Consider the following 19024-nt stretch of genomic DNA (forward strand, 5'->3'; position numbering starts at 1 on the left):
CACCTGGACGGCGTGCCCTGCGCCCACCCCCTGACGAGCTTCGACGGCCGGGCCCGCGACTGGAGGGACACACCCCTCGCGGTCACCGGGGTCCTGCCGGATGAGCTCCGCCGCGCCTTCGGCAGCCTGGGCTTCGTGGCCTTCGACCTCCCGGCGGAGCTGAAGCCCCTCTACCACGCGGCGGCCGTGCTCACCTCGGGCCATGCGGCCACCCTGTGGCTGGGCGCCGAGGCCCTACTCCGCGCCCAGGGCGTGGCGCTGCCGGGCCGCGGTCTCCTGCCCCTGGCGGAGGCCACCCTGCGCAACGTGGAGACCGCCGGTGCCGCGGGCCGGACCGGTCCCTTCGTGCGCGGCGACGAGGCCACCATCGCCCGGGATGCGGAGGCCCTGCCGGCGCCCTGGCGCGAGATCTTCCTGAAGCTCGGTCGCGCCCTCGACTGATCGTCCATCACCCGGAGCGCCATGTCCCTGCTGCTCATCGTCTCGGTCCTGTGGGCCCTGTCCTTCGGCCTCACGGCCCAGGTGAGTGGGCTGGGCGCCCCCTTCGTGACGGCAGTGCGGACCCTCCTCGCGGCGCTGGTCTTCCTCCCCTTCCTGAACCTGAAGGGCATGGCCCCCAAGCGGGTCGCCGCCTTCGCCGCCATCGGCGCGCTGCAGTTCGGGCTCATGTACCTGCTCTACATCGCGTCGTTCCGGTGGCTACGTGCTTCAGAGGTGGCCCTCTTCACCATCTTCACGCCCCTCTTCGTGACGCTGCTGGGCGACCTGCTGGAGCGGCGGAGCACCGGCAGGGTCAGGCTGGCGGTGGCGGTGGCGGTGCTGGGGACGGGCATCTGTGTGTGGCCTGGTCTAGAGCGGACGGGGCTGCTCTGCGGTTTCCTTCTCATGCAGGGGGCGAACCTCTGTTTCGCCCTGGGGCAGGTGCTCTATCGCCGCGAGGCTCCAGCAACGGGGAGGCCTGATCGTGAGCTCATGGGGCTCCTCTACCTTGGCGCTGCCGCCTTGACCATGGCCGTGGCCGCACCCTGGATCCAGTGGCACCAGGTCGCTGCCCTGAGCCTTCGGCAGGGCGCCGTACTGGTCTACCTGGGCGTGGTGGCCTCGGGGCTTGGGTTCTTCCTGTTCAACGCCGGAGCCCGGCGGACGGACCTGGGCACCCTGGCCATCTTTAACAACCTGAAGATCCCCCTGGCGATCCTGGCTTCGGGGCTCGTGTTCCGCGAGGCCATCGACTGGCCCAGGCTGGCCCTGGGCGGAGTGGTCATCGGCTTCGCCCTCGCGCTCAATGGCTTCTCCGGAGGACGCCCATGACGGGATTCAGGCCGCCCCTGGCCCTCCGTGCCAGTACGCCCGCCGCCTGGGCCGAAGCGGCCACCGCCGATCCGGCCGCCCTGCTCTCCGATCACGCCCACTGCGAGAAGAAGGCCGCCCTGAACGCCCTCAACTTGAGCCAGTCCTTCGCGGACACGCCCCGGGCTTCGATTCTGCTCGCGCGGCTCGCGGAGGAGGAGCTCAACCACTACCGGCGGGTGCTGGAGGCCCTCCAGGGCTTCGGCTGGGTCCTTCGGCCGGACCTGGGCAACGCCTACGCCCAGGCCCTACACAAGCTGGCCTCCAAGGGGCTGCTGGACCGCCTGCTCATCGCCGCCCTCATCGAGGCCCGCAGCTGCGAGCGACTGTGGCTGCTGGAGCAGGCAGGCTCCACCCTGGCCGAGCTGGGCTCCGCTGGCTGGCTGGCCTTCCTGCTGGAGCTGGAGCGCTGCGAGGCGGGGCACGCGGTGGCGTACCGGAGCCTGGCCGAGGAGCGCTTTGGCGCCCAGGCGGAAGCCCGGCTGGAGTGGTGGCTGGACCGGGAGTCCGAGGTGATCCAGAGCCTGCCCTGGCGGTCTGCGGTCCACTAGGTGGTTTAACCCCCAGTAAGGCCTTTCGTGGCATTCTGAGGCGTCTTCCGAGGCAGCCTATGTCCACCGTTCCAGACCATGGTCTCAAAGAGATGGTTCCGGTCTTCGGGCCCGAGGCCCTGGGTGTCGGCACCCACGGCAGCTTCCATGCAGCCCTCGAGCGGCTCAGCAGCCAAGGCGACCTCAAGGCCCGGCTCCTGCTCTCGGCCCTGTCCCACTTCGCGGCCAAGGGCTACGACGGTGTCCAGGTCAAGGAGGTGGCCGAGGAGGCTGGCGTCTCCAAGCCGACGCTCTACTACCACTTCGGCAGCAAGGAAGGGCTCTTCCGCCAGCTCTGCCTGGTGTCGCTGGCCAGCATGGCCGTGCGCATTCAGGCCATGGTGGAGCCCTACCTGGGCGCCCCGATCCAGGGCAGGCCGGCCCTCGAGGCCGCCTGCCTGGAGCTCTGCCGCGCCTACCTCGGCCTGCTGCTGGAGAGCCAGGAATTCACGGGCTTCATCCTGCGCTCCATCGCCGTGCCCTCGCCGGATTCCAGCTTCCGCGACCTGATGCCCCTGGTCGAAAAGGGCCTGAGCCCCCTCGGCCTGTTCATGCACCACGCCTTCGGCGCCTCGCTGGAGCTGGCCCGGAAGGAGGTGCTGCTCTTCACCTCGCTGGTGGGGTCGCTCATCGAGGAGAAGCTGCGCGATCCCCAGTACCAGATCACCGACGAGGAGATCCGGTGGGTGTCGCAGCGCTGGCTGCACGGCGTCCTGGGCTGAAGCCGCCCATGGCCAAGACCGCTCCCATCCGGGCCACCCTGCGTCCCCTGGACCTGGCCCAGCACCTGTTCGAAGTGGAGCTGCTCTTCCCGGCCGAGGCCCTGGCCAAGGGCGGAGCCGCCGCCCTGCCGGCCTGGACACCGGGCTCCTACCTGGTGCGGGACTATGCGCGGTTCGTGGATCGGGTCCGCTGGGTGGATGGTCGGCAGGAGCGCCCCCTCGAGAAACTCGACAAGCAGCGCTGGGCGCTTCCCGCCTCCCGGAGCGACCTCACGGTCCGCTACCGCGTCTATGGCAACGACTTGACCGTTCGCACCAACCATGTGGACACCACGCACGCCCAGATCATCCCCGCGGCGACCTTCCTCTACCTGGAGGGCCAGCTGGACCGGCCCGTCACCGTGCGCTTCGAGGGGTTCCCCCCGGCCTGGAAGGTGGCTTCGGCCCTCACCCTGAAGCAGGGTGCCTACCAGGCCCAGGACTTCGACACGCTGGTGGACTCGCCCTTCGAGCTGGGTGTATTCCGGGCGCGCACTTTCAAGGTGGGGGGCACCACCTTCCAGCTGGCCTTCACGGGTGCGCACAACGGGGACGAAGCGCGAATCACGGAGGCCACCCGCAAGATCGTCGAGGCCGCGGGGGCGATCTTCGGCGGCTTCCCCTTCCAGCGCTACCTGTTCCTCTTTACCTTCGCCCCGGGGCTCCGGGGTGGTCTCGAGCACCGGGACTGCACCAGCCTCATCTCCGACAGCCACGCCTTTGACCGGCAGGAGGGCTACCATGCCCTCCACCAGCTCGTGGCCCACGAGTTCTTCCACGCCTGGAACGTCAAGCGGCTGCACGATCCCGCGCTTGGCCCCTTCGACTACAGCCGGGAGAACCCCACCAAGATGCTGTGGTTCCACGAGGGCCTCACGTCCTATATGGAGCACGTGATCGTCCTGCGGGCCGGGGTGGTGCCTTGGAGCCACACCGCGAAGGAGCTGGCCCGCTGCTGGAGCGAGCAGGTGCAGCGCCCTGGCCGCCTGGAGCAGAGCCTGGAGGAATCCAGCTGGGACACCTGGATCCGCCTTTACAAGCCCCACGAGTTCAGCCCCAACAGTACGATCAGTTACTACGACAAGGGGGAGCTAGTGGGCTGGCTCATGGATGCCGCCCTGCGCGACGGCAGCCGGGGGAGGGCCGGGCTCGCTGAGCTCTTCGCCCTGCTGTGGGCGCGGCACGGCGAAGGAGGCCTCACCGATGCCGAGGTGCGGGCAGCCTTCCGCGACCTGTCGGGGCAGGAGCCCGGATTCTTCTGGGAAGCCTACATCTCTGGCCGTGCCGAGCTGGCGGCCGATCAGCTGCGGCGATCTTTCGGCCTGCTGATGGAGGAGCAGGTCCCTTGGCAGGGTCTCTCCCCGGAGGAGCAGCGGGATCCGGTCACCCTCCAGCGAGCCAAGGCCTGGACCGGGCTCGTGCTGGCGGCCCAGGGACCAGTCGTGCAGAACGTGCTCCCCGGCAGCCCTGCGGCTGAGGCGGGTCTGAGCTTCGGGATGGAGATCCTCGCCGTGGATGGCTGGCGGACCAAGACGCCGGCGGAGGTCCAGCGAGGCCTGGCACACCCCGGGCCCGGCGGGCGGGTCCGCGTCCTGGCCGTGGATCGTGGCCGACTGCTCGAGGTGGACGTGGCCGTCGTCGAGAATCCTGAGCGCAGCCACCGGCTGGTTCCGGATTCTGGCGCCACGGCCACCCAGCAGGCGGCCTTCAAGGCCTCCTATGGCCAGCCCTGGCCCGCCCCTCCCCGGCAACGCGGGAAGCGTCCTTGAGGATCGCCGCCATCATCGCCGCCCATGACGAGGCGGACCACATCACACCGGTGCTGGAAGGCCTGAGGCCCTTCGGCCTCCACCGTTTGCTGGTGGTAGATGACGGCTCCACGGATGCCACCGGGGCCGTGGCCGCGGCGGCCGGCGCAGAGGTGCTGCGGCTGGAGTCCGGCAGGGGAGGCGGCAAGGGCCAGGCCATGCGGGCTGGCATCGCGTACCTCCGGCCGGATGACTTCGACTTCTATCTGTTCCTTGATGCGGATGGCCAGCATGATCCGGCCGACCTCCAGCGCTTCCTGGACCACCTGGCCGCCCACCCGGATGTGGACTTCCTCATCGGCTCACGGTTCCAGGACCGGGCCAAGATCCCCGCCAAGCGCTGGCGTACCAACGCGCTGGGCACCTGGACCCTGGGGCGCATTGCCGGGGTGACCTGGGAGGACAGCCAGAGTGGGTTCCGCCTGATCCGCAAGAAGGTGCTGGACCGGCTCCAGCTCCGCGCCTCCGGGTTCGCCATCGAGATGGAGATCGCCATGAAGGCCGCAGACTGGAAGCTGCGCTGGGCGCACATCCCCATCCAGGCCATCTACCGGCCGGGGCCGCACCGGAGCCATTTCAGAGGCGTGATGGACACGTGGCTCATCGCATGGGAATCCCTGAAGTGCTGAGCACTGCCAGGCTCAACCCCCTCGACTGGGATCTCGGCAACGTGCCACCGGGCGTGGCCTGGGGCGGGGTGGATGAGGCGGGGCGGGGCGCCTGGGCGGGACCCGTGGTGGCGGCCTGTGCGGTGCTTGATGCCGAGACGGTCCGGAAGTGGGGGCACGTGCTGCGGAGCGTGCGCGACAGCAAGAAGCTGAAGCCGGAGCGGCGGGAGGTGCTCGCCGCCGAGCTGAAGGCCCTGCTGCCGGCCTACGGGATCGCGGAGGTGGAGCCCATGGCCATCGATCGGGAGAACATCCTTGAGGCCACCATGATGGCCATGCGGCAGGCCGTCGCGGAGCTCGCACTGCGGCCCCGGCTGCTGTTCATCGACGGGGACAAGGCTCCCAGGACCGGCCTGCCCGAGCGCCTCGTGGTGGACGGCGATGCCCTCAGCTGCGCCATCGGCGCCGCCAGCATCCTCGCCAAGGCCCACCGCGATGCCCTGATGGTCCGGCTGGAGGCCACCCATCCGGGCTACGGCTTCGACCGGCATAAGGGCTACGGCACCGCCCTCCACCAGGAGCGGCTTCGGGAGCTGGGGGCGAGTTCCTCCCACCGCATCAGCTACGCGCCCGTGGCCGGTCAGCAGCGGGTGGATGAAGATCTCCGTGAAGCCCTGCACCAGAGCCTGGCCCGTTGCGCGTCCGTGGAGCAGCTGCGGGCCTGGGTCGAGCTCGAGCTGAGGCCCGCCTACGGCGGGCTGAAGCTGGTGTGGGTCGAGACCCTCCGTCGGCGCTATGCGGACCGCCTGGCGCTGCTGGCCGGTGGGGACGGGCCCTCCGGGGTGCAAGCATGACCGACGTGGCACTGGCCCTGCTGCGGCGCGGGGACCGCTGGTTCCTCCAGCGGCGCGACCCCGCCAATACCGTACTGCCGGGGCTCTGGGAGTTCCCGGGCGGCAAGGTCGAGGTGGACGAGACGCCCGAGGTGGCTCTGGCCCGTGAGCTGCGGGAGGAGTTGGGGCTGAGCCTCTGCGCGGCGCGGCCCTGGCCCGTGCTGGAAGGCCCGATCCGCCTCCATCCCTTTCTCGTGGAGGTTCACGGCGAGCCCCGCACGCCCCTGGCCTGGGGGTGGTTCAGAGCTTCGGAGATGCTCCGCCTGCCAATTCCTCCCAGGAACGCGGACCTGGTGGCCCGGCTGGCGGCGGCCGATCTGGTAGGCTGAAGCTTCCCCAGGCCCGGAGATGCCATGACGCGATTCTTCATTCGGACCTTCCTCTGCATCCTTGCGGCCTCTGGCCTGTGGGGGCAGCAGACGGAAGTGGTGCTGACCGCCACCAGCAGCGCGAAGCTGGTCCTGGGCATGACCCAGCCCAAGGCCAGCGGGCTGGATGACACCACCATCGCCACCGAGTTCACGGCCGTCCTCAAGCGGGACCTCGACGAGACGGGCCTCATCGCCCTGCTCCAGGAGCGCCTCCCGGCCGATGCCGCCGCCGTGAAGGCCTGGAAGGAGGCTGGCGCCCAGTGGCTCCTGAACGTCCGCATGACGAAGGCCGCCAGCGGCGACCTCCAGATGGAGGCCTCCGCCCTCGACACCGCCGCAGAGAAGGGCGTCTTCACCCGCACCTACAACGCCAACCGGATCGTGCCGCTCCGCTACCTCGCCCACTACCTGGCTGATGATTTGGTCGGTCGCCTGACCGGCGAGAAGGGTGTGGCCTCCAGCCGCATCGTGTTCGTGCGGCAGACCTCGCCTGGCGTGAAGGAGATCTTCCAGGTGGACCGCGATGGCGCGGGCCTGGTGCAGCTGACCCGTCATGGCAGCCTGACCCTCTCGCCCACCATCGCCGCCGATGGCCGCTTGGCCTACGTCACCTACAAGGGCGGGGCCCCCGAGATCTGGGGCCAGCGCCGCAAGGATGGACCCCATGAGCGCTTCTATCCGACCACCGGAGCCGGCGGGATGCTCTCCTCGCCGGTGTGGTCGCCCGACGGCAAGCGCCTGGCCTTCGTGCAGGGCGACCGCCGCGGCAACAGCGACATCATGACGCTGGACCTCGCCACGGGCCGGGCCCGGCGGCTGACCGACGGCAACGGCATCAACACCGAGCCCACCTGGAATCCCAACGGGAACCAGCTCGCCTTCACCTCGGACCGCGAGGGCGGGCCCCAGGTCTACCTCATGCAGGATGACGGCTCCAACCTCCGTCGCCTGACGGGCGAGGGACAGTACAACGCCAGCCCGGCCTGGAGCCCCAACGGGGCCATGCTGGCCTACGTCTCGCGTTTCGAGGGCAAGTTCGATCTGTTCGTCTACAAGCTGGGCGAGGGGAAGGCCTACCAGATCACCACCGGTGTGAGCACCTCGGAGTCGCCGGCCTGGTCTCCTGATGAGCGCCGGCTGGTGTTCACCAGTAACCGCTTCGGCTCCTCCCAGCTCTTCACCACGGACCTCTCGGGCCGCCAGATCGTGCGCCTGGCCGAGTTCTCGGGCTGCCAGAGTCCCCGCTGGATCCGCGGCCGCTGAAATTTATGACAACCCCCTGATCCACAGAGCTTCTATACTCAACTCATCCTGGAGGAACAATCCCATGCGCTACGGAACCTACCTCGTCCCTGCGGCCATCGTGCTCACCCTTGGCAGCCTGGCTTGCAAGCCGCCCAAGACCGCCGAGCAGATCAAGGCCGAGACTCAGGCCGCCTTCAACGAAGGCGCGCAGGCGTTCAAGGACGGGAAGGCTCGCGGGACCAACCCGTACCTGACTGACAAGGACAATCCGCACAAGATGCAGGGCTGGTACGACGGCTGGGACAAGGCCAAGGCCGACAAGGACGCCGCGGACGCGAAGGCCGCCGCCGATGCGAAGGCCGCTGAGGCCAAGGCCGCTGCTGACAAGCTCGCCGCCCAGAAGGCCGCTGCCGAAGAGGCTGCCCGCAAGGCCGCCGAGGCTGAGAAGGCCGCCGCCTTCCGCAAGGCCGCCGAAGCCGCCCTCAAGACCATCCACTTCGACTACGACAAGTCCGAGATCAAGGAAGCCGACCGCGCCGTGCTCCAGGGCATCGCCGACTTCATGAAGGCCTTCCCTGCCGCCAAGCTCGAGATCGAAGGCCACTGCGACGAGCGCGGCACCAACGAATACAACCTCGCGCTCGGCAATAAGCGCGCCGCCGCGGCCCTGGCCTACCTGAAGACCCTGGGCGTGGATGAGGCCCGCTTCACCACCATCAGCTACGGCAAGGAAAAGCCCCTCTGCACCGAGGCGAAGGAAGCCTGCTGGAGCCAGAACCGCCGCGGCGAGTTCAAGCTCAAGTAGATCGTGCCGCATCACGCGAAGCGGAGGCTCCGGCCTCCGCTTTTCGTTTAGGATGGGAAAGGAATCCGGAGTCCCCATGAGCGCCCGCATGATGTTGCTTCCCGTCCTGGCCGCCCTGCTCGCCATCGGCTGCGGATCTGAGGACCAGCTCCGCCGCGTCGAGCAGGAGGTGGGGGATCTCAAGCTTGAAGTCTTCAAGCTCCGGCAGTCGGTGGAGGAGGGCAACAAGAAGGCCCAGGCCGATCAGCAGGCCGCCGCCGAGGCCCGGAACCAGGACCGCCGCTTTCAGGCAGACCTGCAGGAGAGCCTGCGGCAGGTGCAGGACACCACGCGCGTGCTGAACAACCGCCTGAACAGCCAGCCGAAGGGGCCCAGCCGACCCGCCGTCGAGCCCCAGGCTGCGGCGGCGGTCTCCGCCGAGGACGAGCGGGCCTACAATGCCGCCGTGCTGGACTACAACCGGGGCAACTATCCTCTGGCAGCCGAAGGGCTTGAGCTGTTCCTGAAGACCTACCCCCAGAGCGTAAAGCGCCCGGATGCTCTGTTCTTCCTGGGGCTCTGCCACTACAACCAGCGAGCCTTCGACAAGGCCCAGGCGGCCTTCGACCGGATCATCCGGGAGCACGCCGCCTCGCCCCAGTTCCTCCCGGCCAAGCTGAAGCGGGCCCAGTGTCTGCTCAAACAGGGGCTGAAGCCCGCCGCCCTGAAGGCCTTCCGGGAGCTGGTGGACGGCTTCCCGGGCAGCGCCGAGGCTCGCACGGCCCAGCAGGAACTGAGCGACCTCGGACTCTGAGATGACCCGGGAAACCTGGCGCGTTCCCGTCCGGGTGGACTTCGCGGGCGGCACCCTGGACCTGTGGCCCATCTACGCCATGATGGGCGGCTGCGTGACCGTGAATGCCGCCGTGGACCTGTGGGTAGAGATCAGCCTCACCCGGGGCGGGCAGGGGCATCACATCACGAGTCGAGACCTCGGTCTCGACCTGACCTTCGAGGTCTGGCCGACGGAGGCGCCCGAGACGCTTTCCTGGGTGTGGCGGGTCCTAGACGCCTCCGGCGCGCCGCCGGCCGACCTGGTCCTCCACAGCCCCGTCCCCCAGGGCTCGGGACTCGGGGTCTCCTCCTGCCTGGGCGTGGGCCTGCTCGGCGCGGCCCTCGGCTTGGAGGCCGGTGAAGCTCTTGCCTCCAAGGTGCCCGTTCTGAGGGACTTGGAAAGCAGAGAGCTTCAAACTCCCACCGGCTGGCAGGACTACTGTCCGGCGGCCCTGGGGGGCGCCCTGGCGCTCCACTGGGATGGCCCCTCCCCGCGCTGGGAGCGGCTGGAGCCGCATCCCGGGCTGCTGTCGAACCTGGTGGTGTTCTACACCGGCAAGCCCCACCACTCGGGCCTGACGAACTGGGAGGCCTACCGGCGCTTCATTGAGGGGGACGGCCAGACCCGCCAGTCCCTGGCCGAGATCCGGGACATCGCCCAGGACATGGCCCTGGCCCTCCCCTCAGATCCAGCCGCCGTGGCCGAGCTCCTGGAACGCGAAGGCCGGGCCCGGATGAACCTGTCACCCGCCGTGGAGACCGACGCCATGCGCGCCGTCCGGGACCGGGGCCGCCGCGAGGGCTGGTATGCGGGGATGAAGCCCTGCGGTGCCGGGGGTGGCGGGTGCTGCCTCCTGGTCGTTCGGGACGGACACCGCGACGCCGCCGAGGCGGCCCTGCGGGAGCTGGGCCTGCCGCCCATGGACCTGCAGATCACGCCGAAGGGGCTGCACAGGCTCTGACCAGGCCGGCGGGGTCCGGGGCCTCCAGGAGGGACTGGCCTGGCGCATCCAGCAGGTCGCGGAGGCGCTGGTCCCGCCTGCCCAGTGGCAGGCCCTGCAACTCTGAGCGGGGCACCCAGCGGAGCCCCTCCGCCGGCGTGAAGGGGGCCGCCAGTCCGATGTGGAGGGGCGTCACGGCCTCCCTCCGGTGGGTGTAGACCTGGGTCCACCCTGGCCAGGTGGTGATGGATCCTGGGGTGGGGGCAGCTTCGTGATCAAGCGCATCGAAGGTGGGCCAGCGCCAGAGCCCGGCCAGCAGGCCCTTGGCGACCGGGGCCTGCAGGAGGAACTGGCCCTGTGCCTCGAAGGCAACGAGCCAGAGGGTCGATGCCTTCGGTTTGGCCCGCTTCGCCACGGGTGGGATGTCCGCGGTACGGCCGGCGAGGCGGGCGGCGCAGCGGCCACCCAGCGGACAATCCCCACAGGTGGGCGCAGGCGTGCAGACCGTAGCGCCCAGCTCCATGAGGGCCTGGGTGAGCCGGGAAGGGCCGTGGGCCTTGAGGGCGGGGCTCAGCCAATCCCGCAGCTTCGCTGCCTGATGCTTCGGGTCACCTTCAATCAGGAGCAGCCGGGCCAGCACCCGGAAGGCATTGCCATCCAGGGCGGGGGTGGGCCACTGGAAGGCGATGGCGCCCACGGCGGCGGCCGTGTAGGGGCCAAGGCCAGGCAATCCGGCCAGGCCTGCCAGATCGCCGGGCCAGCCCTCGGCGGCCACGGAGGCCGCGGCAGCCTGCAGAAACCGGGCGCGGCGGTAGTAGCCGAGCCCCTCCCAGGCCTTGTGGACGGTGTCCTCGTCAGCTGCTGCCAGCGTCGCTGCATCCGGGAACCGCTCCAGCCAGCGGTTGAAATACGGGATCACAGTGGTCACCTGCGTCTGCTGGAGCATCAGCTCCGAAACCAGCACGGCGTAGGGATCGGGGTGGGGGAGCTGGAGATCCGCCGCCCGCCAGGGCAGGTCGCGGTGCGCCTGTTCGAACCAGGGGGCGAGGGGGGCGAGGAGTTCCGGAGACAGGGGCCAGGGCATGGATCGAAGCTACCAGCAGGCACAAAAAAGCGCCGTTTCCGGCGCTCTCTGTTCTGGTGCCCGCGAGCAGACTCGAACTGCTACGGCTTGTGGCCACCACCCCCTCAAGATGGCGTGTCTACCAATTTCACCACGCGGGCAACGAGGAAATTCAAGTGTCTCCCAAAGCGCGGACCCGGTCAATCGCCGGTTTCGCGGGGACTACTTCTTCGCGGGGGCGGGCGCCGGAACCGGTGCCGGGCTGGGCAGCGCGGGAGCCGGGGTCGTGGGGATGACCACCGTCTTGTCCGTGGTCTTCTCCAGCACTGACCGGTTCTGCCGGATGATGAGGACCTCGATGAACAGGGTGGTGCCTAGGAAGCCCGCGGCCAGCCAGTAGGTGGCCTTGGAGAGGAAGGGCGTGGCGCCCTGGGCGCCGAAGGCGGAGTTGGCACCGCCGCCACCGAAGGAGGCCCCGAGGCCGCCCTTGGTGCCGGGCTGCAGGAGGACCGTCCCGATGAGGAGGACGCCGAAAAGGATGAGAAGCGTGAGCGCGAGGCCGTTCATGGAAACTCCGAACCTCCTAGTCTGCCACGAACCAGCGGCCGCAGCCAGAGCCTACATCCATAGCCCGGTGAGGCTGGGTGCCTGCAGCACGCGGTGGATGGCCTGGGCCTGCTCCACCAGGCGGATGAAATCGGACGGCAATAGGGCCTGGGGGCCATCGCTGAGGGCCTTCTCCGGGTGGCAGTGGGTCTCCACCAGCAGGCCGTCGGCCCCCGCCGCCACGCCTGCGAGGCCGCAGGGGATCACCAGGTCCCTGCGGCCCGTGGCATGGCTCGGATCCACCATCACCGGTAGGTGCGTGAGGGCCTTAGCCGCAGGGACCACGCTGACATCCAGCGTGTTGCGGGCGTGGTCCGACCAGGTGCGGATGCCGCGCTCGCAGAGCACCACGTTGCGGTTGCCCTCGCCCAGCACATACTCGGCGGCGTAGAGCCACTCCTCGAGTGTGGCGGAAGGACCGCGCTTCAGGAGCACGGGCTTGCCGCAGCGGCCCGCGCGCCGCAGCAGGGCGAAGTTCTGCATGTTCCGGGCGCCGATCTGCACCATGTCGGCGCTCTGCTCCACGGCGTCGAAGGTCTCCACTTCCGTGGCCTCGGTGACGATGCCCAGGTCGAACTCCGCCCGGGCCTCCTCAAGCAGGCGAAGACCCTCCGGCCCCAGACCCTGGAAGGCATAGGGACTGGTGCGGGGCTTGTAGGCTCCGGCCCGCAGCAGCTTCACGCCGGCCTCGGCCACGTAGCGGGCCACGGTGAAGAGCTGCTCCCGGCTCTCCACGCCGCAGGGACCACCCACCAGGGCGAGCTCCGGTCCGCCGATCTGCACGCCCCGCACCTCCACCACCGTGCGGCCCGCGGCGGCGTCCGCGCTGGCCAGCTTGTAGGGGCTGGTGATGGGGACCACCCGGCGCACGCCGGCCATGGGCTCGATGCGGTCGGGCTTCAGAGCCTTGGAGGCATGGGGCGCCACGATGCTGATGGACTCTGGCGTCTCGTTCACCTGGCAGCGGATGCCCGCGGCCTCCAACAACGACAGGACCTCCCTCACCTGGTCTGGCGTGGCGTTGGATTCCATAAGAATGAGCATGCGGTGTGCCTCGGCGAACGCCCATTCTACCGGGAGCCTGGACAGACCCCGCTTCCGGGCAGCACACTGGGCGCGGAGGTCTCCCATGCGGCGCGCTCCCTGGCTGTTCATCCCATCCATCCTGCTGGTCCTCGGCTGCACCCGGCCTGAGGTCGAGGCGTTCCGGCGGCAGCCAGCGCCCGTCAGCGTGACCGTGAGCCTGCCCTCGGGGCTGGCCGACCATGAGGCCTTTCAGAAGGAATACGCCTCGGCCCTGAGGGCCAGGCTGGCCACCCGCGTGGTGGTGGTGCCGGAGGGCGTGAAGCCCCCCGTGGGCGCGGCGCAGCTGCAGGTGGTCATCCGCGACCTCTCTCCGGCCCCTGGCCAGCCCAGCCCGGCAGCCGTCGGCGTCGCGGCCGGCGTCACCGTGGGAGCCCTCAGCGCGGCCACGGGCAACCGGGGCTGGGGCATCGTCGATGGCCTCTTCTGGGGCCTGTGGGCGGGTAGCCATACCGCCATGCACCGCGAGCGCGTCCAGGACCGCCTGGGCTACCTGCCCACGGTGGTGCGGGCCCAGGTGACCCTCGTGCAGGCCGGCAACCCCGAGCCGCTCTGGGTGGAATCCATCGAGCCCGGCGATGTGGTCGAGGCTATGGATCCGCTGCCTCGCGGCCACCGGGATGACGATGGGCGGATCCGCGAGGAGGAGGCCAAGGGCTTCGCCCGGGTGGTGGTGCAGCGACTGTCGGCCTACTTCCAGTGGACCCGCTTCACCGAGCAGCGCTTCTATGAGGATCCTACCCAGAAGCGGGCAGACGAAGCGCCCGCGCCGAAGGTGGCCGAACCGCCGCCACCCCCGAAGTCGGAACCACCGCCGTCCCCGCAGCCGGAGGCACCGGCCGAGCCGAAGCCGAACTGATGGAGGCCCGCGTCCTGCGCTGCTCGGGCTGCGGCGCCTCGGTGTCGCCGGACGCGACGCAGTGTCCCTACTGCAAGGCGCAGCTGGCGACCGCGGCGTGTCCCGGCTGCTTCGCCCTGGTGCCACTCTCGGCCAGCCACTGCCCTGGGTGCGGCGTCGCCATGGCGCCCAGGGTCGCCTCTCCGGCCACGGGTGCGCCCTGTCCCGCCTGTGCGAAGCCCCTGGCCTCCGCCCAGGTGGGCGAGGTGGAAGTGAGTGAATGTCTGGCCTGCGGCGGGCTCTGGCTGGACCGCGCCGTGTTCGAGCAGCTGGGCACCAGCCGCGAGCGTCAGGGGGCGGTCCTTGGGGCCCTGCCGGCGCCGGACCATCCACCGCTCGTCAAGCTGGAGCCGGTCCAGTACCGACCCTGTCCCGCCTGCCGCCAGCGCATGAACCGCGTGAACTACGCCAAGCGCTCCGGCGTGGTATTGGATGTCTGCAAGGCCCACGGCATCTGGTTTGACCGGGACGAATTGCGCCGGGTGCTGGCCTTCATCGCCGGGGGCGGGCTGGACCGGGCCAGGGAGCTGGAACTGGAGGCGTTGAAGGACGCCAGGCGGGCTTCCGTGCCGACGCCACAGCATCCGACCTCGTCTTACGAGTTCACCCAGCAGATGAACGCCTCGGGCCATTGGCTGACCGCCGCCGGCTTGGTGGGACTGGCCATCGATGTGGCTGGGCTGTTCCTGGACCCGAACTGATCAGCCCGCCTGGCGCACCAGCTCGGCGAACTTGCGGGGATCCAGACTGGCGCCGCCCACCAGACCGCCGGCCACCTCGGGGATGTCCAGCAGCTCGGGGAAGCTCTCGGGGGTGACGCTGCCACCGTAGAGGATGGGCACGCGATACTCGGTGCCGGCGAGGTGGCGGTTCAGCTCGGCCCGGATGAAGGCGTGGGCCTCCAGCACCTGAGCGGCCTCAGCCCGGCGGCCGGTGCCGATGGCCCAGACCGGCTCGTAGGCCACCCAGAGGGGGCCGGGGCCGGTTTCGGTCAGGATGGCCAACTGCTGGCCCAGCACCTCGAGGGTCTGGCCTGCGTCCCTCTGCGCCAGGGACTCACCGATGCAGAGCAGCGGCAGCAGGTCCCACTGCCAGGCGGCCTTGATCTTCTTCGCCAGGGCGGCGTCGGTTTCGCCGAAGAACTGGCGGCGCTCGCTGTGGCCGAGCAGCACACCCGAGCAGCCCGCATCGCGGAGCTGGGGCATGGAGATTTCGCCCGTGAAGGCTCCCTTGGCCTCGGCGTGCCCGTTCTGCCCGAAGACCTGGAGGCCCAGGGGCCGGACCAGGTCGCTCACCTGATGCAGCAGAGTGAAGGGCGGGGCAATGCCCACTTCCGCCTTTGTGTCTGGCGCGATGCGTCCGAGCAGGTCCTCACAGAAGGCCTGGGCCTCGTCCTTGGTCAGGTTCATCTTCCAGTTGGCGACGACGCAGCGCATGGGAATCCTTACTTGGAGAGGGCGACGACGCCCGGAAGGTCGAGTCCGCTGAGGAACTCCAGGCTGGCGCCGCCGCCGGTGGAGACATGGCTCATGCGGGGGCCCACGCCGGCCTTGTTCACGGCCGCCACGCTGTCGCCGCCGCCCACCAGCACGAAGGCGCCCCGGTCAGCCGCATCCGCCAGCTCCTCGGCCATGGTCAGGGTGCCGCTGGCGAAGGGGGCCATCTCGAAGACGCCCATGGGGCCGTTCCAGAGCAGGGTCTTCGCCGCGCGGATCTCGGCGGCGTAGGCGGCCACGGTCTCGGGGCCGATGTCCAGGGCCATGCGATCTGCCGGGATGTTCTGGTCCAGGGTGATGCCGCAGTCGGCATCCTCCTTGAACTCGGCCGCCGCCACATGGTCGAGGGGCAGCAGCAGGCGGGTGCCCTTGGCTTCGGCCTGCTTCAAGAGATCCAGGGCCATCTCCAGCTTGTCCTCCTCGCAGAGGCTCTTGCCGATCTCGAAGCCCTGGGCCTTCAGGAAGGTGTAGCTCATGGCGCCGCCGATGAGGATGGCGTCGGCCTTGCCCAGGAAGTTCTGGATGAGCTCGATCTTGTCGCTCACCTTGGCGCCACCGAAGATCACCACCAGGGGCTTGTCGGGGTTGTGGACCACCTTGCCGAGGGCCTTCAGCTCCTTCTCCATGAGGAAGCCCGCAGCGATCCGATCTTTCGGGAAGTGGGCCACCATGCCGCTGACCGAGGCGTGGGCGCGGTGGGCCGAGCCGAAGGCGTCGTTCACGTAGGTGTCGGCCAGCTTCGCCAGGTCCGCGGCGAAGTCCTCCTTGTTCTTCGTCTCGCCCTTCTCGAAGCGAAGGTTCTCGAGCAGGAGCACCTGGCCAGGCTGCAGGGCCGCGGCCTCGGCTTCCACGGCGGCACCGTTCACATAGCTGGCCAGGCGGCAGTCAAAGCCCTGCTCCTTCAGCCAGGCCACCACGGGCGCCGCGCTGTAGGCGGCCTCGAAGCCCTTGCCCTCAGGCCGTCCCAGGTGGGAGGCCAGGACCACCGAAGCGCCGCCATCCAGCAGGCACTTCAGGGTGGGCAGGGTCTCCTGGATGCGCGTGGCATCCGTGATGCGGCCCTCCTTGAGGGGCACGTTCAGGTCCGCCCGGAGGAAGACCCGGTGGCCCTTCACGTCGAGATCGCGCACCGATTGGAAGCCCATGGCTGCTCCTTGTTCATGGCAAACATACCATTTTGGCCGAAGTAGGGGCGGGCAGGTAGCGCTCGAAGGAGACGGTCAGATGTCCAGGCTCCCGCCTGCCTCACCACGCCTTCTCGAAGACCCCGATCCAGCGCGGGCTGTCGTCGTTGAAGGCCTCCCCGGCGTAGGTGCCCATGACACGCCGGAGGCGCAGGCCCGCGCGGACGGCCATCTCCTGGAGCTCGGTGGGGTGGTAGAGCCGGACGCTCTCCAGGACGTCACGCACGTCGCCCGTGTCCAGGCGCGTGAGCACCATGCGCTTCACCAGACGGTCCCCCTCGAGGGAGCGACGGCTCTGGGCCCTTATGAGCCCGCGCTCCACTGTCTCCTCTGGCACCAGGGTCCGGGCCACCAGGTCGGCGTTGAGGTAGTCCATGACCAGGACCCCCTGGGGCTGGAGCAGGGCGCCCAGGCGCAGCATCAGAGTCCGGTTCTCGTCATCCGAGAAATAGCCGAAAGGGGTGAACCAGAGGCAGATGCCGTGCAGGGCTCCATCCTTCACGGGGATGCGGCGCATGTCGCCCCGGAGCAGCCAGGGGCGGAGGCCCCCCGGGGCCATCTGCAGCAGGGGCCGGGACAGGTCCATGCCGAAGGCGAGCGGGTTCGCCCGGCGCAGGATCTCCAGGTGCCGGCCCGCTCCGCAGGCCAGATCCAGGACTGGACCCCGGACAAGTTCGGGGGCCACCCGCATGGCCCGGCCCAGGGCCACGCGCGCCTCCTCTGCATCCCGATGGGCGTAGAGACGAGCGTAGTCCTCGTCGAACCAGGTTTCGAACCACTCGGTCAAGACCGCTGCCTTTGAAAAGCCCAGAGTAGCCCGTGACGGGCCCAGCCTCCACGGGCAAGGTGAAAAAGCCGGGTCGGGTAGAATGAAAGCTGCAAAGGAAACCCATGCAACGCCCAGAACGTCTTGAAGACCAGGTCCACTTTCTTCTCTCCACCCTCGTCCAGCGGGAGTTGCGCGACCCGGAGCTCGGCTTCGCGACGATCACCGCCGTCCGCCTCTCACCGGATCGCAGTGTGGCGCGGGTCTATTTCACGGTGTTGCCCGCCAATGGCGGCGACCAGGAGGCGCAGGACGCCCTCACCCGCAAGGCTCTGGGCCGGGCGGCGGGCTTCCTGCGCAGCCAGCTGGCGACGCGCCTCAAGATGAAGCGGGTCCCCGAGCTGCGCTTCTTCCCGGATGGGACGCTGGAGGAGGGCAACCACCTGGAGACCCTCCTCTCCGAGATCGAGAAGGAGCGGGCGACCAGGCCTGTCGAGGCGGAGCCGGAACCCTGATGATCGAAGCAGGCATCCACCTGGTCCACAAGCACGTGGGCCAGAGCAGCTTCGACGTGATCCGCGGCTTCAAGCGTCGGGCCTTCGAGGCCGGCCAGAAGAAGCTGGCCCTGGGCCACGGCGGTACCCTGGATCCCTTCGCCGATGGCCTCCTGCTCGTGCTGGCGGGCCAGGCCACCCGGCTCATGGAGCTGATGCACCCGCTCCCCAAGACCTACCTCGCGGAGGTGGCCTGGGGCGTGGAGACCGACACCTGCGACCTGCAGGGCCTGCCCCTCGGCGAGGAGGTCAGCCCGCAGCTCTCGGCCGCGGAACTGGATGCCGCCCTCGCGCCCTTCCGCGGCTGGACGGAGCAGGTGCCCCCCGCCACCAGCGCCAAGAAGATCGATGGCGAGGCCGCCTACAAGAAGGCCCACCGGGGCGAGGTGGTCCTGATGAAGCCGAGCCGCGTCTTCCTGCTGTCCGCCCGCTGGCTCAGCCATGACCTGCCCCGGCGCAGCACGCTGGAGCTCACCTGCCGGGGCGGCTTCTACGTGCGCAGTCTGGCCCGGGACCTGGGCCGCGCCCTGGGCTGCGGCGCCCACCTGACGGCGCTCCGCCGCACTGCCATCGGTCCCTGGAGCGATCCGGGTCTGGACCAGGAGCGGCTGCTGACAGGTGTGGACCTGCTGCCCTGGTGTCCTTCCCGGGTTCTGTCCGACGCAGAGGCCGACCACCTCGGCCATGGCCGCGCCATCCCAGTGGGCGAATCCCAACCTGCCACCTGGGGGATGCCCGCGGGCTTCCCGGACCCAGGCGCGCCCCTGCAGGGCTTGCATGAAGGCAGGCTCGTGGCGCTGCTCAAACCTGCCGAGGAAGGCCTGAGGACCTTCGCCAACCTTCGGGGCGGTCTCTAGGTCCAAGGCTCCGCTCAGGGAGCAGCCAACGTCAGGAGGAGCAGACCGGCGGCCGGTCAGTCGTTGGCTGGCACCCGGGCGGCCAGGTCGTCGAGCACTTGCAGCATGTGCTGGCACTCCTCGCAGCTCGTGTGAGGCGTGCCGCAGGGGAAGCCGTCACTCTGCATGCCGAGGCAGCGGGGCTGCTGGATGAAGCGCACCAGCTCGGCCAGGAGGCCGGTGACCTTGGTGCGGAGCGGACTGTCGGGGATCTCCCGGAGGGCCATGACGACCTTCCATTCCTCGGCGCTGAGGGTGGTCTGGATGGCGGTGTCGGTCATGGCTGCCTCCTG

23 protein-coding genes and 1 tRNA gene are annotated in these 19024 nt (G+C 69.5%); 16 read left to right on the plus strand and 8 right to left on the minus strand.

What is annotated here, in order from left to right; translation table 11 throughout:
• The 12 genes from WAS25_RS10560 to WAS25_RS10615 all read left to right on the plus strand — a co-directional run.
• Positions 1 to 441: DUF2520 domain-containing protein (locus WAS25_RS10560; protein WP_422311830.1), on the plus strand; the 441-nt coding region annotated here is incomplete at its 5' end.
• Positions 442 to 462: 21 nt separating this feature from the next.
• Complete coding sequence (locus tag WAS25_RS10565) at positions 463 to 1311, plus strand: EamA family transporter (RefSeq protein ID WP_422311832.1); 849 nt, start codon at positions 463 to 465, stop codon at positions 1309 to 1311.
• The gene (miaE, locus tag WAS25_RS10570; RefSeq protein ID WP_422311834.1) at positions 1308 to 1901 is read left to right on the plus strand and encodes a tRNA isopentenyl-2-thiomethyl-A-37 hydroxylase MiaE; all 594 of its coding nucleotides are present in this window, start codon (positions 1308 to 1310) and stop codon (positions 1899 to 1901) included. Before WAS25_RS10565 ends, miaE begins: the two co-directional genes overlap by 4 nt.
• A gap of 59 nt (positions 1902 to 1960) precedes the next feature.
• Complete coding sequence (locus WAS25_RS10575; protein WP_422311836.1) at positions 1961 to 2662, plus strand: TetR/AcrR family transcriptional regulator; 702 nt, start codon at positions 1961 to 1963, stop codon at positions 2660 to 2662.
• A gap of 8 nt (positions 2663 to 2670) precedes the next feature.
• A complete protein-coding gene (locus WAS25_RS10580) occupies positions 2671 to 4470 on the plus strand; it encodes a M61 family metallopeptidase (protein ID WP_422311838.1) in 1800 nt (599 codons plus the stop codon).
• Positions 4467 to 5138, plus strand: coding sequence for a glycosyltransferase family 2 protein (locus WAS25_RS10585; RefSeq protein WP_422311840.1), 672 nt, complete (start codon positions 4467 to 4469; stop codon positions 5136 to 5138). The genes WAS25_RS10580 and WAS25_RS10585 overlap by 4 nt, the downstream gene beginning before the upstream one ends.
• Complete coding sequence (locus WAS25_RS10590; RefSeq protein ID WP_422311842.1) at positions 5117 to 5971, plus strand: ribonuclease HII; 855 nt, start codon at positions 5117 to 5119, stop codon at positions 5969 to 5971. The genes WAS25_RS10585 and WAS25_RS10590 overlap by 22 nt, the downstream gene beginning before the upstream one ends.
• Positions 5968 to 6339 carry an NUDIX domain-containing protein gene (locus WAS25_RS10595; protein ID WP_422311844.1) on the plus strand — a complete coding sequence of 124 codons (372 nt, stop codon included), beginning with the start codon at positions 5968 to 5970 and terminating at the stop codon, positions 6337 to 6339. The genes WAS25_RS10590 and WAS25_RS10595 overlap by 4 nt, the downstream gene beginning before the upstream one ends.
• A 24-nt stretch (positions 6340 to 6363) precedes the next feature.
• Positions 6364 to 7644, plus strand: coding sequence for a hypothetical protein (locus tag WAS25_RS10600; protein ID WP_422311846.1), 1281 nt, complete (start codon positions 6364 to 6366; stop codon positions 7642 to 7644).
• A gap of 64 nt (positions 7645 to 7708) precedes the next feature.
• Positions 7709 to 8431 (plus strand): peptidoglycan-associated lipoprotein Pal, encoded by a 723-nt coding sequence (gene pal / locus WAS25_RS10605; protein ID WP_422311848.1) that lies wholly within the window; start codon positions 7709 to 7711, stop codon positions 8429 to 8431.
• Positions 8432 to 8507: 76 nt separating this feature from the next.
• On the plus strand, positions 8508 to 9224 hold the full coding sequence (locus tag WAS25_RS10610; protein WP_422311850.1) for a tetratricopeptide repeat protein: 717 nt from the start codon (positions 8508 to 8510) through the stop codon (positions 9222 to 9224).
• Between the two features lies 1 nt (position 9225).
• Positions 9226 to 10206, plus strand: a complete 981-nt coding sequence (locus WAS25_RS10615; protein WP_422311852.1) for a hypothetical protein — start codon at positions 9226 to 9228, stop codon at positions 10204 to 10206.
• Here WAS25_RS10615 and WAS25_RS10620 read toward each other — a convergent pair.
• The 4 genes from WAS25_RS10620 to aroF form a co-directional block, all read right to left on the minus strand.
• Positions 10178 to 11269, minus strand: a complete 1092-nt coding sequence (locus tag WAS25_RS10620; protein WP_422311854.1) for an A/G-specific adenine glycosylase — start codon at positions 11267 to 11269, stop codon at positions 10178 to 10180. The genes WAS25_RS10615 and WAS25_RS10620 overlap by 29 nt on opposite strands.
• 54 nt (positions 11270 to 11323) lie before the next feature.
• Positions 11324 to 11409: transfer RNA gene (locus WAS25_RS10625), tRNA-Leu, on the minus strand.
• Between the two features lie 61 nt (positions 11410 to 11470).
• The gene (gene secG / locus WAS25_RS10630; RefSeq protein WP_422311856.1) at positions 11471 to 11815 is read right to left on the minus strand and encodes a preprotein translocase subunit SecG; all 345 of its coding nucleotides are present in this window, start codon (positions 11813 to 11815) and stop codon (positions 11471 to 11473) included.
• A gap of 51 nt (positions 11816 to 11866) precedes the next feature.
• Entirely contained in the window at positions 11867 to 12898 is a 1032-nt protein-coding gene (aroF, locus tag WAS25_RS10635) for a 3-deoxy-7-phosphoheptulonate synthase (protein WP_422311858.1), read from the minus strand.
• Between the two features lie 85 nt (positions 12899 to 12983).
• Between aroF and WAS25_RS10640 the strand changes: the two genes are divergently transcribed.
• Together WAS25_RS10640 and WAS25_RS10645 are read left to right on the plus strand one after the other, a co-directional pair.
• On the plus strand, positions 12984 to 13796 hold the full coding sequence (locus WAS25_RS10640; protein WP_422311860.1) for a hypothetical protein: 813 nt from the start codon (positions 12984 to 12986) through the stop codon (positions 13794 to 13796).
• Positions 13796 to 14536, plus strand: coding sequence for a zf-TFIIB domain-containing protein (locus tag WAS25_RS10645; protein WP_422311862.1), 741 nt, complete (start codon positions 13796 to 13798; stop codon positions 14534 to 14536). Before WAS25_RS10640 ends, WAS25_RS10645 begins: the two co-directional genes overlap by 1 nt.
• Here the strand turns inward: WAS25_RS10645 and tpiA are convergent, their stop codons facing one another.
• The 3 genes from tpiA to WAS25_RS10660 form a co-directional block, all read right to left on the minus strand.
• The gene (gene tpiA / locus WAS25_RS10650; RefSeq protein ID WP_422311864.1) at positions 14537 to 15271 is read right to left on the minus strand and encodes a triose-phosphate isomerase; all 735 of its coding nucleotides are present in this window, start codon (positions 15269 to 15271) and stop codon (positions 14537 to 14539) included.
• 8 nt (positions 15272 to 15279) lie between these two features.
• Positions 15280 to 16476 (minus strand): phosphoglycerate kinase, encoded by a 1197-nt coding sequence (locus tag WAS25_RS10655; protein WP_422311866.1) that lies wholly within the window; start codon positions 16474 to 16476, stop codon positions 15280 to 15282.
• Between the two features lie 100 nt (positions 16477 to 16576).
• Positions 16577 to 17302 (minus strand): class I SAM-dependent methyltransferase, encoded by a 726-nt coding sequence (locus WAS25_RS10660; protein ID WP_422311868.1) that lies wholly within the window; start codon positions 17300 to 17302, stop codon positions 16577 to 16579.
• A gap of 104 nt (positions 17303 to 17406) precedes the next feature.
• On the opposite strand from WAS25_RS10660, the gene rbfA reads away from it, so the two are divergent.
• Complete coding sequence (gene rbfA / locus WAS25_RS10665) at positions 17407 to 17796, plus strand: 30S ribosome-binding factor RbfA (RefSeq protein WP_422311870.1); 390 nt, start codon at positions 17407 to 17409, stop codon at positions 17794 to 17796.
• Positions 17796 to 18692, plus strand: a complete 897-nt coding sequence (truB, locus tag WAS25_RS10670) for a tRNA pseudouridine(55) synthase TruB (RefSeq protein ID WP_422311872.1) — start codon at positions 17796 to 17798, stop codon at positions 18690 to 18692. Before rbfA ends, truB begins: the two co-directional genes overlap by 1 nt.
• A 56-nt stretch (positions 18693 to 18748) precedes the next feature.
• Here truB and WAS25_RS10675 read toward each other — a convergent pair whose 3' ends face one another.
• Positions 18749 to 19012, minus strand: coding sequence for a hypothetical protein (locus WAS25_RS10675; RefSeq protein ID WP_422311874.1), 264 nt, complete (start codon positions 19010 to 19012; stop codon positions 18749 to 18751).
• Positions 19013 to 19024: the final 12 nt, after the last annotated feature.

This window comes from Geothrix sp., from assembly GCF_049292215.1.
Lineage (GTDB): Bacteria > Acidobacteriota > Holophagae > Holophagales > Holophagaceae > Geothrix.